16 protein-coding genes are annotated in these 14,513 nt (G+C 70.6%); 6 read left to right on the plus strand and 10 right to left on the minus strand.

The annotated features are described in order from the left end of the window. Positions 1-10: 10 nt before the first annotated feature. Positions 11-847: an NUDIX domain-containing protein gene (locus ACWEVS_RS05170; RefSeq protein WP_452550015.1), complete on the minus strand. Its 837-nt coding sequence runs from the start codon at positions 845-847 to the stop codon at positions 11-13. Between the two features lie 298 nt (positions 848-1,145). Between ACWEVS_RS05170 and fxlM the strand changes: the two genes are divergently transcribed. Continuing rightward, the gene (gene fxlM / locus ACWEVS_RS05175) at positions 1,146-2,384 is read left to right on the plus strand and encodes a methyltransferase, FxLD system (protein WP_452550016.1); all 1,239 of its coding nucleotides are present in this window, start codon (positions 1,146-1,148) and stop codon (positions 2,382-2,384) included. A gap of 242 nt (positions 2,385-2,626) precedes the next feature. Here fxlM and ACWEVS_RS05180 read toward each other — a convergent pair whose 3' ends face one another. The 5 genes from ACWEVS_RS05180 to ACWEVS_RS05200 all read right to left on the minus strand — a co-directional run bounded on the left by ACWEVS_RS05180 (position 2,627) and on the right by ACWEVS_RS05200 (position 7,237). Continuing rightward, a complete protein-coding gene (locus tag ACWEVS_RS05180) occupies positions 2,627-2,959 on the minus strand; it encodes a hypothetical protein (RefSeq protein ID WP_452550018.1) in 333 nt (110 codons plus the stop codon). A gap of 50 nt (positions 2,960-3,009) precedes the next feature. Further along, positions 3,010-3,300: a hypothetical protein gene (locus tag ACWEVS_RS05185; RefSeq protein WP_452550020.1), complete on the minus strand. Its 291-nt coding sequence runs from the start codon at positions 3,298-3,300 to the stop codon at positions 3,010-3,012. 12 nt (positions 3,301-3,312) lie between these two features. Then, positions 3,313-5,103 carry an ABC-F family ATP-binding cassette domain-containing protein gene (locus ACWEVS_RS05190; RefSeq protein ID WP_452550022.1) on the minus strand — a complete coding sequence of 597 codons (1,791 nt, stop codon included), beginning with the start codon at positions 5,101-5,103 and terminating at the stop codon, positions 3,313-3,315. After that, entirely contained in the window at positions 5,096-6,721 is a 1,626-nt protein-coding gene (locus ACWEVS_RS05195) for an ABC-F family ATP-binding cassette domain-containing protein (protein WP_452550024.1), read from the minus strand. The genes ACWEVS_RS05190 and ACWEVS_RS05195 overlap by 8 nt, the downstream gene beginning before the upstream one ends. A gap of 219 nt (positions 6,722-6,940) precedes the next feature. Next, complete coding sequence (locus ACWEVS_RS05200) at positions 6,941-7,237, minus strand: CGNR zinc finger domain-containing protein (RefSeq protein WP_452550026.1); 297 nt, start codon at positions 7,235-7,237, stop codon at positions 6,941-6,943. Between the two features lie 13 nt (positions 7,238-7,250). On the opposite strand from ACWEVS_RS05200, the gene ACWEVS_RS05205 reads away from it, so the two are divergent. After that, on the plus strand, positions 7,251-7,778 hold the full coding sequence (locus tag ACWEVS_RS05205) for an alpha/beta fold hydrolase (protein WP_452550028.1): 528 nt from the start codon (positions 7,251-7,253) through the stop codon (positions 7,776-7,778). A 283-nt stretch (positions 7,779-8,061) separates the two neighbouring features. Here ACWEVS_RS05205 and ACWEVS_RS05210 read toward each other — a convergent pair whose 3' ends face one another. Continuing rightward, complete coding sequence (locus tag ACWEVS_RS05210) at positions 8,062-9,267, minus strand: tannase/feruloyl esterase family alpha/beta hydrolase (protein ID WP_452550030.1); 1,206 nt, start codon at positions 9,265-9,267, stop codon at positions 8,062-8,064. Between the two features lie 150 nt (positions 9,268-9,417). On the opposite strand from ACWEVS_RS05210, the gene ACWEVS_RS05215 reads away from it, so the two are divergent. Further along, on the plus strand, positions 9,418-10,902 hold the full coding sequence (locus tag ACWEVS_RS05215; RefSeq protein ID WP_452550032.1) for a dihydrolipoyl dehydrogenase family protein: 1,485 nt from the start codon (positions 9,418-9,420) through the stop codon (positions 10,900-10,902). A gap of 28 nt (positions 10,903-10,930) precedes the next feature. Here the strand turns inward: ACWEVS_RS05215 and ACWEVS_RS05220 are convergent, their stop codons facing one another. After that, positions 10,931-11,461: a hypothetical protein gene (locus ACWEVS_RS05220; protein ID WP_452550033.1), complete on the minus strand. Its 531-nt coding sequence runs from the start codon at positions 11,459-11,461 to the stop codon at positions 10,931-10,933. Here ACWEVS_RS05220 and ACWEVS_RS05225 point away from each other — a divergent pair. Continuing rightward, complete coding sequence (locus ACWEVS_RS05225; protein WP_452550034.1) at positions 11,460-12,176, plus strand: hypothetical protein; 717 nt, start codon at positions 11,460-11,462, stop codon at positions 12,174-12,176. The genes ACWEVS_RS05220 and ACWEVS_RS05225 overlap by 2 nt on opposite strands. Here ACWEVS_RS05225 and ACWEVS_RS05230 read toward each other — a convergent pair. Beyond that, entirely contained in the window at positions 12,092-12,448 is a 357-nt protein-coding gene (locus ACWEVS_RS05230; RefSeq protein WP_452550036.1) for a GntR family transcriptional regulator, read from the minus strand. The genes ACWEVS_RS05225 and ACWEVS_RS05230 overlap by 85 nt on opposite strands. A gap of 21 nt (positions 12,449-12,469) precedes the next feature. Continuing rightward, positions 12,470-13,288: a glycerophosphodiester phosphodiesterase gene (locus ACWEVS_RS05235; protein ID WP_452413070.1), complete on the minus strand. Its 819-nt coding sequence runs from the start codon at positions 13,286-13,288 to the stop codon at positions 12,470-12,472. Between the two features lie 162 nt (positions 13,289-13,450). On the opposite strand from ACWEVS_RS05235, the gene ACWEVS_RS05240 reads away from it, so the two are divergent. Both ACWEVS_RS05240 and ACWEVS_RS05245 read left to right on the plus strand, forming a co-directional pair. Further along, positions 13,451-13,813, plus strand: a complete 363-nt coding sequence (locus tag ACWEVS_RS05240; RefSeq protein ID WP_449915716.1) for an ArsR/SmtB family transcription factor — start codon at positions 13,451-13,453, stop codon at positions 13,811-13,813. Further along, positions 13,810-14,430, plus strand: coding sequence for an SRPBCC family protein (locus tag ACWEVS_RS05245; RefSeq protein WP_452550039.1), 621 nt, complete (start codon positions 13,810-13,812; stop codon positions 14,428-14,430). The genes ACWEVS_RS05240 and ACWEVS_RS05245 overlap by 4 nt, the downstream gene beginning before the upstream one ends. The last annotated feature ends 83 nt before the right edge of the window (positions 14,431-14,513 follow it).

Below are 14,513 nucleotides of genomic sequence, written 5' to 3' on the forward strand. Positions count from 1 at the left end.
TGGTGCCAGGTCAGAGCCGGCCAAGAAGCCACTTCGGGCCGGTCACCCCGGCGCCGAGGTCGGTAACCCGCTCGCGCAATCCCCTGTCCGCCGTGACGACGAGCACCCTTTCCCAGGGCTTCGCCTGCCGTACGATCTCGACGATCGCGTCGTCGCCGCTGCCGTCGGCGTCGACGACCTCGATGCCGCCGACGGGCGGCAGACCGCGGGCCGCGCCCTCCACGACCGCGACCACGTCGGGGAACCACTCGGCGAGCACCAGGTGCCGCAGGCTCGCGTTCGCCGTCTCCGCCAGCAGCTTGGCCGCCGCGCCCTTGCGGTCCCGCCACCAGCCGTGCTCGGCCCGCGCGCCGACGATGTTGGCGACGTCGAGCACCACCAGCTCCGGGTTCAGGGCGGTCTGGATCCGCGGCCATGTGACGGCGAACCCCGGATGGAGCTTCAGGTCGGCGATCTCGGGCGGCGTCAGCCAGCACAGCTGCGCGCTCTCCTCGTTCCCCGGTACGGCCGGCAGCAGCGTCCCGGCCTCGACGATCACGGTGTCGAACAGCCAGCCGCCGTGGTCGTCACGGTAGACGCCGCGCACCCGCAGCCCCTCCCCCGACAGCGCCGCCTCCTCCCTGGCCTCGCGCAGCGCGGTCTCGACGGGGTCCTCGTGACTGTCGCGCGCCCCGCCCGGCAGCCCCCAGGTGCCGCCGTGGTGACTCCACGGGGCGCGTTCCTGCATCAGCACGCGCGGCACGCCGTCCTGATCCCAGTGGACGGCGAGCAGGCCCGCCGCGCCGTACCGGCCCCAGTGGGTGTGACCCTGCGAGCACAGGATCCACCCGTCACCGTCCTTGACCACCACTCTCACCTCCGGCTGCGCAGGGTTCCAGTCTTATGCCAGCAGGAAACCTGTGCCGCGTTGGGTGACGTCGAGGGTGGCGGCGTTGCACCCGCTGGAGGCTCGTCCCTGGCCGAGGATGGCGTCGGAGGACTTGCGGAGGGGTGCAGTGCAGCGCCCAGCGGACGGACAGGATGTCACGGAGCCGGGTGGACACCACGTCAGCGGATGGCTAGGCCGCTAGATCGCCTTCGCCGACGGGGTAGCAGCCGACGTGTCTGCCAGCCAGTCCACCTCCGCGGCTTCTAACCTCACTCGAATGGAGACCACCTGGACCTCTACAACTGACCCGACTGGCCTGCGCGAAGCGCTCGTGACCCGCCTCATCGACAGCGGATACCTGAGCACCCCCGAAGCCATCAGCGCTTTCCGGAACACTGAACGCCACCGGTTCCTCCCCGGCGTCGACACTCAGGCCGCGTACATCGACGACGCCGTGCCCATCAAGCACGACGAGACGGGCGAGATGATCTCCTGCATCTCAGCGCCCTCCATCGTCGCTATCCAGCTGGAGCAGCTGAACGCCAAGCCCGGCCACAAGATACTGGAAGCCGGGGCCGCCACCGGCTACAACGCCCGACTGCTCGGAGAACTGGTGGCCCCCGGCGGCCACGTGTGGACCATGGATGTCGACCAGGACCTCGTCGACCGCGCCCAGAAGAATCTTGCGCAGACCGGTGCCTCAAACGTGTCCGTCGTGCTGGGCGACGGCGCCGCCGGGCTCCTCGAACACGCCCCCTTCGACCGCATTCAGTTCACCGTCGGCACCGGCGACATCCCTGAGAGGATCCTCGACCAGCTCGCCCCCGACGGACGCCTGGTCATCCCGATGCGGATTCGCGGCAGCATCTCGCGATCCTTCGCTTTCGAACGCGACGGTCAGGCCTGGAAGGCCGTCTCGTGCGAGATGGCGACATTCGTTCCCCTGCGCAAGGGCGTCTGCGACGACATCTACACCCTCGTGCCCATGGCCGGTGAGGGGAACGTGCGCCTGGAGACCTTCAACGAGCAGGACGTTGACCGCGACGCGATCCGCACCGTCCTGGACCAGCCGCAGGTCAAGGTCTACTCCGGCGTCAAATTCCGTCAGGGGGACCCCTGGCAGTGGCTGTACCTGTACCTGGCGTGCGTACTGCCTAACGGCCTGTCCCGCATGCCCGGGTCCCGCTCAGGCTTTACCCCGCACTTCGGCTGGGGCTCCATGGCGGCGCTCGACGGCGACACCCTGGCCTACCTGACCGTGCGCGAAGGCCGGGAGGAAAAGGGCAGATTCTGGGAGATCGGCGCCATCGGCCACGGTCCGCGCGCCGCCGAACTCGCCGACCAGGTCACCACCGAGATCGGCGAGTGGGACCGCGGCTGGGGCAACAACGCCCCAGAGCCGAGCTTCCGCATGGCCGTAGGCGATGCCCGCGACCGGCTGACGGCTGCCGAACCGCGCTTCGTCATCGACAAGACCTACATCCGACTCGTTGTCGATTGGCCGCGCAGGAGCTGAGCCGATGATTCCCGCGATAGCCAGCCGTATCCCGCTGGCCCGCCGGCTTAAGGCGCCTGGTTCACCCCTGGCCGAATGCTGTTGATCGGCACGGAGGCGGACCACCGGAAGATGTGCGAGGAGCTGTGGGTCACCGTGCTCATCGACGGCGCCAGGATCCTGGATGTCGGCTGTGGGGCAGGCCACCGCGGGCCGAGCTCTCGGCCCGCGGTGCCCAGGTGGTCGGAATCGAAGGCGCCGCCTCAGGACAGCTCCCGTCCTGTCGCACGATCGACCAGGCGCCGCCCGCCCAGGGGTTTCGTCAGCTGGAGCTGGATGTTCAACGGGTACCCCATGCCCTTCTGCATCAGCGCCTTCTCCCACGGGAAGACGGGTTCGCAGGTGTTGCGCACCTCGACGCCGATCACCACCTCCGCAGACGACTCCGTCACGTCGGTGTCGGTGACCTCCCGGCACGACTTCCCGTCAGGGCCGGGCACGCCCACGACGATCGTGGCGGTGACCGTACGCCCGTCAGGCGCGACGGCAGCGGACTCGATGCCGTACCACCGCGCCTGACGAGCACATCCGGCCACGCAGAGAATGCCGGCCACAACGATCGCGACATGCCCTCTTGTCCGCATTGTCAGCCGATCTTGCGCTTCTTGATGTCGCCGCCGAACAGGCGGGTCGCGATCCTGATGTCGGTGAAGTGGTTGGCGCATTCGAGCAGCGGCCCGGTGACCGACTCGGCGTCGGTTCCGCCGCTGATGACGCCCTTTGCGATGATCTTTCCGGCGTCCGGGTGCCCGGCCACGTCACCCAGGGCGTTGCCGTCGGTGAGCAGGGTGGACGGCCTGCCGGTCGGGAGGCGGTGTCCTGCGGTGATGAAGTGGTTGTCCGACTTCGTCCCCCAGGCGAGCGACAGGGGTCTCACTCGACCACCCTTTCACATGGTCGGGTAAAGGGCCCCCGTACGTGTCGGCGGCAGGTGGATGCGGGGGCCCTGCCAGCGGGAGCGCAGCCATCGGTCGTGGCTGGCGATCACGATCGCGCCGGACCCGTCGGTGCCCAGGGCTTCTTCCAGCTCGTCGGACAGGCGGGGTGAGAGGTGGTTGGTGGGCTCGTCGAGCAGGAGCACCACGGGAGGATCGGCCACGAGCAGCGCGAGCGCGAGCCGGCGGCGCTGGCCGACCGACAGCTCCCCCACGCGCAGGTCCACGTCACGCGGGCTGATCAGGCCGAGCGAGCGCAGCGGTACGGACTCGGCGCGCTCCGGACCGAGCGCCCGCTCGTACGTCTCCCGCACCGTGCGGTCCGGCCGCTCGAACACGGTGTCCTGGGCCAGCAGTCCGACGGTCAGCCCGCGCCGTCGCCGTACCTCTCCCTCGGCGTCCAGCCGTCCGGCCAGCACCGCCAGGAGCGTGGACTTGCCAGCCCCGTTCGGCCCGGTGACCAGCAGCCGTTCCCCCGGCGCCACGTCGAGCCGGTCGATCGAGAGCCGTCCCGGCACCCGCACGTCCCGCAGCGACAGCAAGGTTTCGTCGTGGGGATCGCAGGCGCCCTCCTCGGCACCGACACCCGCACCGTCGGCGATGGCGTGGGCCGCCCCCGCGACACCGGCACCCGCACCCGCGCCGTCGGCGACGGCGCGAGCCGCCTCCACTGCACCGGCGCCCGCACCGTGGGTGGCCTCCGCGGCATCGGCGGCGACGGTGACCAGGGTGCGGGGGTGGAAGCGGAGCGGGGGTGGCGGGGCGGGGACCTGCTCGCGTTCCAGCTCGGCGAGCCGGCGGGCGGCGTTGCGGACCCGCCGCGAGATCTGCTGCTGCACGCGTCCTGCGCGGTGCCCGTATCCCATCTTCTCGTTGTCACGTCGCAAGCCGTCCATCGCCGGCTGCCGCGCCGTCACCGCGACGGCGCGGCGCAGCTCGCCGAGTTCCTGCTGTTCTTCCGCGTGGCGCCGCTCCCAGCGCTCGCGCTCGGCGCGCTTCTCGGCCAGGTACGCGCCGTACCCGCCTCCGTACCGGACGGGCCCGTCCACCGCCGGGTCGAGATCGACCAGGTCGGTGCAGACCGCGTCCAGGAACGCCCGGTCGTGGCTGGCCACGACCACCGCGCCTGTCATGCCGCGCAGCTGCTCCTCCACGAACACCGCGGCGGCATCGTCCAGGTGGTTGGTGGGCTCGTCCAGCAGCAGCGCGGCGGGCTGCCTGATCAGGAGCGCCGCCAGGGCGAGCCGCCCGCGCTGCCCGCCTGACATCGACGCGAGCGCGCGCCCGTACGGCACGCCACCCAGGCCGAGCCGGTCGAGGATGACCTCCGCGCGCCGGTCGGCGTCCCAGGAATCGCGCTGTTGCGCCTGGTCGAGCCGGGCCCCGTACGCTTCGAGGAGAGCGGCGTCGTCCGGGGCCTCGGTGAGCGCCCGGGTGAGCCGGTCGAGCTCGGCCAGGTCCGTACGGGCCTCTCGCAGGGCGTCGTCGAGCACGTCGGCGACCGTGGCGTCGCCGGCGAACGGCGCCTCCTGGGGCAGGAAGCCCAGGTCCGCGGGCCGTACGACGCTGCCGGAGTCCGGCTCGTCCGCTCCGGCCAGCAGGCGCAGCAGGGTGGACTTGCCCGCGCCGTTCTCGCCGATCAGCCCGATCCGGTGGCCGGGTGCGGCGGTGAGCGAGACGCCGTCGAGCACGCGCCGCGCGCCCAGCGTCCGTACGAGATCGCGGGCGAGCAGCGCGTCACTCACCGGCGGGCGCCCCGGTCTCCAGCAGCCGCCCTCCGGACAGCTCCAGCCAGCGCTCCACCTTGATCTCCGCGAGGAACCGCTCGTCGTGGCTGACCACCACGAACGCCCCCTCGTACGCACTGAGCGCGCTCTCCAGCTGCCCCACGCTGACCAGGTCGAGGTTGTTGGTGGGCTCGTCGAGCAGCAGCAGCTGGGGCGCCGGCTCGGCGCACAACACGCACGCGAGGGTGGCGCGCAGCCGTTCGCCGCCCGACAGCACCCCGACCGGCAGGTGGGCTCGGGCGCCCCGGAACAGGAAGCGGGCCAGCAGGTTCATCCGCTCCGCTTCCAGCATGCCGGGCGCGAACGCGGCCAGGTTCTCGACCACGGTGCGCTCGACGTCGAGCAGGTCCAGCCGCTGCGACAGGTAGGCCACCCGGCCGTCGGCTCGCCTGGTCGTGCCGCCGTCCGGCTCCAGCTCGCCGTTGATGAGGCGCAGCAGGGTGGACTTGCCCGCGCCGTTGGGGCCGGTCAGCGCGATGCGTTCGGGTCCCCGGATCACCAGGTCGATGCCGGGCTCGGCGAACAGGCCGCGGGCCTGAAGGTGTTCGCCGTGGAAGACCGTGCGGCCTGCGGGGACGTTGGTCCCGGGCAGTTGCAGCGCGATTTTCTGATCGTCGCGCAGGGCACGCCCTGCCTCGTCGAGCCTGGCCTTGGCGTCGCTCACGCGGGCGGCGTGCGTCTGGCCCGCCCGCCCGGCGGCCTCCTGGGCGCCGCGCTTCATGTTCCCGGCGAAGATGCGGGGCAGTCCGGCGTTCTTGAGGTTGCGGGCGGCGTTGCTCGCCCGGCGCTCGGCCCGCTCGCGAGCCTGCTGCATCTCCCGCTTCTCGCGCTTGAGCTCCTGCTCGGCGCTGCGCACGCTGCGCTCGGCGGCCTCCTGCTCGGTGCGTACGGCCTCCTCGTAGGCCGTGAAGTTGCCGCCGTGGAAGCGGACCTCGCCCCGGTCCAGCTCGGCGATGCGGTCCATACGGTCGAGCAGCGCCCGGTCGTGGCTGACCACGAGCAGGCAGCCGTTCCAGTCACCGAGCACGTCGTGGAGCCTGCGCCGCGCGCCGAGGTCGAGGTTGTTCGTCGGCTCGTCGAGCAGCAGGACGTCGGGCCGCTTGAGGAGCTGCGCGGCCAGGCCGAGCGACACGACCTGGCCACCGCTCAGCGTGCGCAGCGTGCGGTCGAACGCGAGGTCGCCGAGCCCGAGCCGGTCGAGCTGGGCACGGGTGCGCTCCTCGATGTCCCAGTCGTTGCCGATCGTGGTGAAGTGTTCCTCCGCGGCATCGCCCGATTCGATGGCGTCCAGCGCGGCGATCACGGGGGCGATGCCGAGGACCTCGGCCACGGTCAGGTCGCCGGTGAGGGGCAGGCTCTGCGGCAGGTAGCCGAGCACGCCGTCGACGGACACGCTGCCGCCACGGGGCAGGTGTTCACCGGCGATCAGCTTGAGCAGCGTGCTCTTGCCCGCACCGTTCGGGGCGACGAGGCCGGTACGGCCGCCGCCCACGGTGAAGGACAGGTCGCTGAAGACGGGCGTGTCGTCAGGCCAGGAGAAGGACAGGTGGGAGCAGACGATGAACGCATCGGACATGCGAGAGACCTCGTACGAGAACGCGCGGGCGCGACGAAGTGGCCCGGCAAGGAGACAGGGATTCGGGGAACGACGACCAGCGGCCACGCCGGCGGCGATCATGTGCGCCTGCCGGGGCCGATCAACCTCCGGTATCACCCGGAGATGTCGTCGTCACCTGCCATGTCTGGTCTCCTAGCTTCTGATCTCAAGCGTCTATCACCATAGCAGCCGCCGGAATCAGCGCGTGCCGGCCGTCCGGGCGTCCTTCTTGCGCGCCCGGTAGGCAGCTGCTTTGATCTTGTTGCCGCACGACTCCATGCCGCACCACTCCCTGCGTCCGCCGCGCGACCGATCGATGAAGATCTTGGTGCACTCGGGGTTGGCGCACTCCTTCATCAGCGGCACCTCCGGCCCGCTGAGCAGTTCGACGGCGTGCCGGGCCACGGTGGACAGCGCCTGCGCGGGGGTCGCCTCGGCCCACCGCCCCTTGGCCGTCAGCTGGGGCGCCGCCGGCGGCTTGCCGCGGCGCTGCAAGGCCCTGGTGTCGGTGAGCGGCTACCTCATCACGAACCTCGAGGCCAACCGCACACCGCTGCCGCCGAAGGCCGAGTACGCCTGGTGGTACCAGTACTACTTCGCCACCGAGCGGGGCCGGCTGGCCATGGAGAACCCGGCCAAGCGCCACGACCTGACCCGGCTCGTCTGGGACACCGTCTCCCCGACGTGGGACTTCGACGACGCCACCTTCGAACGCACGGCCGCTGCCTTCGAGAACCCCGACTACGCCGCCATCGTGATCCACAACTACCGGTGGCGGCTGAGCCTGGCCGACGGGGAGCGCCGTTACGACGGTGTGGAGAAGCGGCTCGCCGTACGGCCGGCCATCAACGTGCCGACCATCACCCTGGACGCCGAGCGCGACCCCTTCACGGCGCCGCCGGGCGACGGCTCGTCGTACCGGAACATGTTCACCGGCCCCTACGAACACCGCACCGTGGAGGGCATCGGCCACAACCTGCCGCAGGAGGCACCCACGGCCTTCGCCCAGGCCGTCGTCGACGTGGACCGTTTCTGACCATCACCCGAAACACGCCGACAGCCTGCCGGATGCGATCCGGCAGGCTGTCGGTGTGTTTCCGCTGGTTCCGTCAGACGGTCCGCATCCGCGGCGAGCGGGAACGCCAGGCCAGCAGCCCGGCCTGGATGATGAAGAACACGCCGCCGCCGGTCGCATAGACCGACCGCACCGGAGACGACGGCCCAGGCACCGAACACGTGCAGCACCGCCGCCACCCCACCCGCCCCCGCCAGGCCGACGCCGACGGCGGCCAGCGTGCTGACCACCCCGTTGAACAGCGTCAGGCGGCGCTCCGATCCGTCCGGGAGCACGCAGGTCGATCAGCGACGACACCGCGTCGATCAGCGGATAGCCGACCAGCAGGGCGATCGCGAGGGCGTCGATGGGGTCGTGCGCAAGGGCGAACGCGGCGGCCCACGCCACGGCCAGGACTCCGCGGCCCGGGTACAGCTTCAGCAGGGGTGACGCTTTCATGGGCGTCGGTGGGCTTCGGACCGGTGCTCGTGTCGCCGGCGCAGTGGGCGACGCCCGGCGCCAGGAACAGCCGGTAGAAGTCGTCGACCTGGCGCGCGCCGCCCATGGCCAGCTCCACCCGCCGGCGGTAGTCCACGGTGCCCTCGGCGGGAATCAGCTGGTCAGCCAGGCCGTGCCAGGTGAGGAGCTTGCCACCGGACCTGCGGAACGCCGACAGGCCCGGGTCGTCGGTGCCGATGATCGTGTCGTACTCGGCCCGGGACTGCTCGAACAGCTTGGCGAACTCGGCGTAGGTGATCGTCGAGACGTCGTAGGAGGGCTGCCGCTTCAGGAACGTCGAGACCCAGATGGCCGGTACGGGGAACGGCGCGCCCACCCGGTCACCGTCCGCGTCGATGCGGGTGCCGGCCAGGTCGAAGCCGGCTCCGATCGGGATGCCGGACCACAACTTCTTACCGGACGGGGTGTGGGGGCCGGCCCAGATCTTGCGTACGACGGCGGCGTCGGCCGCGGTGATGGTCTCCCGCCCGCCGTCGCACTCGACGCTCTCGCCGATGAGCCGCCGCGGGTCGAAGGCGCACGTGGCGGGGTCGCCGACCACCCCGTCGCGAGCGCCGTCGAGCGGGTCGCAGACCTCGACGGCGGCCTCGTTGAAGGCGTTGAACTTGCAAGGCGAGGGGAAGGTGTTCTCCTCGTTCATGACCACCTGCGGCCACAGGGTCGCGACCTCGAACTCGTCCCAGTTGATCGCCGGGGCGGTGGCCAGGATGCCGTCGAAGTCGCCGGGGTGGCGCTGGGCCTCCATGTAGCCCTGGCGGCCGCCGGTCGAGCAGCCGTTCCAGTACGAGTAGGAGACGGGCCTGCCGTAGACCTCCCTGACGACCTGCACCTGATCGTGTCCGACATCGAGCAGGCCCTCAAGGAACTGGCCAGCCGCGGCGTCGACGTCACCAGCCCGTTCCAACGACGCCACCGGCGCCTTCCACCAGGCCGGCGAGACCGGCCGCGTCATGGGCCTGCACCCGCAGCGTGCCAGCTACGGCTCCTTCGCCTCGTTCGCCGACCCCGACGGCAACCGCTGGTTCCTGCAAGAGATCACCCAGCGGCTGCCCGGCCGCTGACCAACGGCATCCCCGAGACACGGCCACCCCATGGAGGACCAGTGACCACCGAAGACACCCGCATCTATGACGTGGTCGTGATCGGGGCCGGCCCGGTCGGCGAGAACGTCGCCGACCGGGCCACCGCCGCCGGGCTGAGCACCGTCATCGTCGAAGGCGAACTCGTCGGCGGCGAATGCTCATACTGGGCGTGCGAACCGAGCAAAGCCCTGCTGCGGCCCGCACTCCTGCGCGCCGACGCGAGCCGGGTACCCGGCCTGGACCCGGCCGCCGCCGGGCCGCTGAAGACCGCCGCCGTACTGGCGCACCGCGACCGCATGGCCGCCCACTGGAACGATGACGACCAGGTCGAATGGCTCAAGACGGCCGGCGTCGACCTCCAACGCGGCCACGGCCGCCTCGACGGGCCACGGCGCGTGGCCGTGACCACGCCCGACGGCGGCACCGTCCACCTGCGGGCCCGGCAGGCCGTGGCCGTGTGCACCAGCAGCGGCGCCGCCCTTCCCGACCTGCCCGAGCTCGCCGCCCTGCGTCCGTGGACCAGCCGCGAAGCCACCAGCGCCCCGCAGCCGCCCGGACGTCTCGTCATCGTCGGCGCGGGCGTCGTGGCCACCGAGATGGCCACCGCCTGGCAGGCCCTCGGCTCCGAGGTCACCCTCCTGGCCCGCGGCACCCGCCTGCTGCCCCAGCTGGAACCCTTCGCCGGCGAACTCGTCGCCGACCGCCTGCGCGAAGCGGGCGCCGACCTGCGCTTCGGCGTGACCGTCGCCGCCGCGGCCCGTACCGGCGGCGAGGTCCGCCTCACCCTTTCCGACGGCGGCAGGCTCGCCGCGGACGAGGTCCTCTTCGCCACCGGCCGCGCGCCCCGCACCGGCGACATCGGCCTCGAATCCGTCGGCCTGACCCCCGGCGACTGGCTCACCACCGACGACACCCTCACCGTCACCGCCGTCCCCGGCGACTGGCTCTACGCCGTGGGCGACGTCAACGGGCGGGCACTGCTCACCCACCAGGGCAAGTACCAGGCCCGCATCGCCGGCGCCGTCATCGCCGCCCGAGCCTGCGGCAGCCCGCTCGACACCGGACGCTGGAGCCCTCACTCCGGCACCGCCGACACCGCGGCCGTACCTCAGGTCGTCTTCACCGACCCCGAGATCGCCGGCGTCGGCCTCACCACCGTCGAAGCCCGGCGCACCGGCCGCCGCGTCGACGTCGTCGACTACGACCTCGGCCACGTCGCCGGCGCCCTCCAGCACCACCCGGGCTACCGCGGCAGAGCCCGCGCCCTCATCGACCCCGATCGCCGCACCCTCGTCGGCGCCACGTTCGCCGGGCCAGGCGTCGCCGAGCTCCTCCACTCCGCCACCGTGGCCATCACCGGCGAAATCCCCATCGAACGCCTCTGGCATGCCGTACCGCCCTTCCCCACCATCAGCGAGGTGTGGCTGCGGCTGCTCGAGACGTACCGGGACCAGCGCGGGGGCGTTGACGGTCACCCGTTCCCCGTGAATTGGAGCGCCAGCTAGCCAGCGCTGATTGGAACCGCTCGCGCCCCTAAAGCACACCTTCAGACGCGATCCCATCGTCATGCGCGGCCCTCTGCTTATCGTGAAGCCGCCTACGCACCACATTGCCAGGCCATGTGCTCACCGAGTGGGGTTCGATGCCTTCGACGGCCATGGCGAGCGGGTACCCACGACGGCCGCAGTCGCCAGCCGGAGGCACGGTGCTGTACTGGCTGTATTCGGTAGCGGGCACATCCCATACCAGGATCCGCCACTTGATGTCGTATTCGTCATCGAAAAGGTAATAATCCACAGCCTCGGGAGCAGAGGCGACCAGGCGATCCAGGTAGGCGTTGAAGGTCGCGCGGCCGAAGCTGCGTGGGGTTCCTGAGGCGTCGTCCTCCACTCCACGTCCTATAACCACATCGTCGGCGGATCTATAATCCATGACCCATGACCAGGCTCTGTCGGGCTTGTCCCTCGTCTGGATCACGAAGGCGTACTGGTTGCCAGTCGATTCCACCCTTCGAGTTTGGCCGTAGCCGCCCACGGTGTCGTCAGCCAACGAAGGAATGCCCATGCCTGGTGACAACATTCTGGCGCTGAAGGAGGACTCACACGTTGGCGAGAGGGCGCATCCGTTCTCACCCGCCGCCGTCACGCTCAACGCGGCGACTCGACGACTTGGCAAGATCTTTGACGGCTCGCTCGGTGACGTGCCTACCAGCAGGTCGGATACACCGCCGGCCGATGACGAGCTGAAGGACGCCGTCTGGGCGTATCTGATGCGGCGTTCGCAGTGGGATGGTCCGGCCTGGGTGATCGGATGTGTGGGAGTGGCGATGCCAGGACTGAAGAACCTGCCCTCGCACACCACGCAGGGCTGCCCCGTGCATGTGATCGACGACATCGTCTCGGAGATGGTGACGAACTTCGTCGCGCACACCGCTGCGGAAGTCGGCATCGCGGCCCTGCACCACTACGTTGACGGGCGTACGGGCACGCCCCGCGACCACGACGCCATGCTTCAGGCCGTCCCACGAGCAGGCCCTGCGCCACGGTCTCACTCCCGAAGAGCCCAAGACCCCGGCGTGGAACAAGATCCAGGCCGCCGGATCCCCGGCTGCCGCCAGCAGCCAGCCCATCAGCGTGACGATCTTCCCGAAGCCGAGCTAATCGGAACCGGCATGTACCGGCGGGCTGCCAGCGTTCAACAGCGCGAGCAGCCCATCCGCTTGGGAACCTGCCACCCGTACAAGCCAACGGCGAAGATGTTGGCGGAGTCCAGCGTGTAGCCGAGCTGGTCGAGTTCGCTGGCCAGCGAGCCGCGCACGCCGCCACGTTCACGGTGGGCGCGGCTGTGCCGTATGGCCGCATCGCGGAGGATCGGCGGCAACTCGTGCACACGGGTCCCCGACACCCACGTGCTCCCGCAGCAGCCCTCAGACGTCAAGATGTTCAAGGCCTTGTTCACGGTGGCGCGGTTGACGCCGAGTTCTTCGGCAAGCCCGTCCTCGTTGGGCAGCAGCGAGCCGCGCGGGTAGACGCCTCCGTGGGTCTGTGTCACCGACGTCCGTGGTCAGTACAGCTACGTGTCGGTGACCTCGTCCAGGACGTCGGGGCGGTTGGTGATGATGCCGTCGACGTCATAGGAGATCAGGCGACGCATCGTGTCGGCGTCGTCGACCGTCCAGGCGAAGATCTCCATGCCGTGACGGTGCACCTGCCTGACGTAGTCGGCGGTGAGGTCGCGGTGGGGTGGGTTGACCTGTGTGGCGAACCTCGCCAGCCCGGCCAGCTCCCCCGTCGACGGCGTGCCGAGCAGACCCACCGGGACCTGCGGCATGACCCGGTGGAACCGGCTCATCGAGCCCCAGTCGAACGACTGCACCACCAGCCCGCTCGACCATCCGCTCCGGCGCAGCTCCTCGGCCACGCGCGACTCGATGCCCGGGTAGAGGTGCGGGGCCTTGATCTCCAGCAGCAGTCCGAGCCCGTCCCCGCTGATCGCCCGCAGCGCCTCGCCGAGGGTGGGCACGGCCTCGCCCCGGTGGTCCGGGGAGAACCACGATCCGGCGTCGAGCCCGCGGATCTCGGCGAGCGTGAAGTCACCGACCCGCCAGGGGGCGCGGCGCGGGAAGCGCCGCTCGACGTCGGTGGTGCGGGCCAGGGTGGTGTCGTGCATGAGGACCAGCTCGTGGTCCTTCGTCTCCTGGACGTCGAGCTCGACCATGTCGGCGTCCTGGTCGTCGGCCAGTTCGAAGGCCGCGACGGTGTTCTCGGGCGCGTACGCGGAGGCGCCGCGGTGGGCGACGTTGACGACCGCGGCCGCAGGGGCGGCGACGGCGGCGGGAGCGGGGAGGGTGGCGATCACGGTCGCGATGACGAGGCCGAGTCGTCGAAACATGGGTCTCCTCGGGGCCGGGGAGGGGGCCTGCGGTTTCGAACATGACCTGCGTTCATGACCGGAAGTCGATGGCAGCGTAACCCGGCGGTGTCGAGCCGATGAGCAAGCGACACGCATATATAAGCCTTGCCTTATATAAGGTCGATCTTATACAGTCGGCTCGTGCACGCATTCGACATACTCGGCGACCCCGTCCGGCGCCGGATCCTGGAACTGCTCGCCGAAGGAGAGCAGTCGTCGGGAGCGGTCACCTCCGCCATCAGGGCGGAGTTCGGAATCTCCCAGCCCGCCGTCTCCCAGCACCTGCGCGTGCTCAGGGACAGCGGGTTCGCCAGCGTCCGCGCCGACGGCGCCAGGCGGCTCTACGCGGTGAACGCCGCACCCCTCCAGGAGGTCGACGTGTGGCTGGAGCGTTTCCGCCGCTTCTGGAACCAGCACCTGGACGCCCTGGCCACCGAACTGGCCCGGGGCGCACGAGAACGGCGGCAGAAGGACCAGGAAGCCAACGAGGAGGAAACACCATGATCGACATCGCCCAGCAGATCACCGCCATCGGCCGCGAGGTCGCCCGGCAGCCCGCCCCCGGCGGCGAGACCGTCACCGTACGGCTGCGCCGCACCTACGACGCCGCCGTCGAGGACGTCTGGGACGCCCTCACCGACCCCGACCGAATCAAGCGCTGGTTCATGCCGATCAGCGGCGAACTTCGGGTGGGTGGCACCTTCCAGCTGGAAGGGAACGCGGGCGGCGAGATCCTGGCGTGCGAGCCGCCGCACGCCTTCAGGGTGACGTTCGGCAGCGAGACCAGCGTGGTCGAGGTACGGCTGGCCGCCGACGGCCCCGGCGCGACGGTCCTGGAAATGGAGCACACCGTGCCGATCGAGATCGCGGGCAGCGGCGCCGGCGCCCTGTACGTCGGCCCCGGCTGGGACGGCGCCGTCCTCGGGCTCTCGCTCTACCTGAGCGGCCAGACGGCGGGCGGCGACCCAGTGGCGGCCGCCCACTCACCCGAGGCGCTGGCCTTCTCGAAGGAGGCGGTGCTCGCCTGGGTGACGGCCGTCGAGAAGTCGGGCACGGCGACGGAGGAGGAGGTCGCCGCGGCCCAGGAGGTGTCCCTGAGCCAGTTCGCTCCCGGCCACTGACAGTTCAGGCCATCCTTTCCGGTCACCCTTCCGGCCACGCGGACGTGCGGTCGGCTCCAGTGGAAGGCGGGGAAAACGGGTGT

This window comes from Nonomuraea sp. NPDC003754 (assembly GCF_053605785.1).